General features: G+C 68.5%; 1 protein-coding gene. It reads right to left on the reverse strand.

Annotated features, from left to right (window positions below):
- Positions 1–1,121: condensation domain-containing protein (locus ACIA5C_RS48640; RefSeq protein WP_396068209.1), on the reverse strand; the 1,121-nt coding region annotated here is incomplete at its 3' end.
- Positions 1,122–1,178 lie beyond the last annotated feature (57 nt).

Here is a 1,178-nt window from a genome sequence, read left to right on the forward strand (position 1 = left end):
AACTCATCCAGGATCATGCGCCGCTCAGCCGGACCGAGCACGTCGACCCGGGAGACCGGCTGGTCCGGGTCGCCGGCCACCGCCTCCAACAACCGGCCCACCCGGGCCGCGATGGTCCGGGCGGTGGGTTCGTCGAACAGGCCGGGTTGATAGTCCAACCGCAGCCTCAACCGCGGCCCCGGCACCACAATCAGGCTCAGCGGATAATGGGTGGCGTCCTTGCCGGAGACACCGGCGATCTCCAGACCTGCGGACAGCCGGTCGGTTGAGGTCTGCTCGACAAGGTAGTTCTCGAAGACCAGCAGGGTGTCGAACAGCGGCCCGGACCCGGCCAGCCGCTGGATCTGAGTCAGGCCGAGATATTGGTGGGCCAGCAACTGAGCCTGTTCGTCCTGCAACCGGGCCAGCAACCCGGCGAACGTCTGCCCGGGTCGCAGCCGCACCCGGACCGGCACGGTATTGATCAGCAGCCCGATCATCCGATCGATACCCGGGATCTCCGGCGGACGCCCGGACACCGTCGTGCCGAACACGACATCCTCGCGGCCGGTGACCCGGCCCAAATAGAGCCCCCACACCGCCTGGACCACCGTGTTCAGCGTGACCCCGAGCCGGCGGGCCGTCGCGGTCAACCCATCAGTCAGCTCGTCGGACAGTTCCGTCCAGATCTGCCCCGGGGTCTCCGGGGACCGGCCCGCCGTCTGGGGCGCGATCAGGGTCGGTCCGGGCAGCCCGGCCAACGCCTGCGACCACGCCTGCGATGCCGCCGCCGTGTCCTGGCGGGCCAGCCAGTCCAGATACTGCTTGAACCCGACCACCGGAGCCAGCGTCGCGTCGTCACCACCGGTCCCGTACAACGCGAACAGCTCACCGAACAGCCCCTGCAACGACCAGCCGTCCAACAGGATGTGATGACTGGTGATCACCAGCTGGTGCTCCTCGGCACCCAACCGGAGCAACATCACCCGCAACAACGGCGGCCGGTCCATGTCGAAACGGCGAACACGTTCCTCGGCCAGAACCCGCTCCGCCGCACTGGCCCGCTCCGGCCCGGCCAGGTCGGACAGGTCGCTTTCCTCCCAAGGCAGGTCGACCTCCCGCCACACCACCTGCACCGTCATCCCGTCACGGATCTGACGGAAACCCGCACGCAGGTTCGCGTGCCGGGCCAGCAGAGT

Origin of the sequence: Actinoplanes sp. NPDC051343 (assembly GCF_044455125.1) — a bacterium.
GTDB lineage: Bacteria > Actinomycetota > Actinomycetes > Mycobacteriales > Micromonosporaceae > Actinoplanes.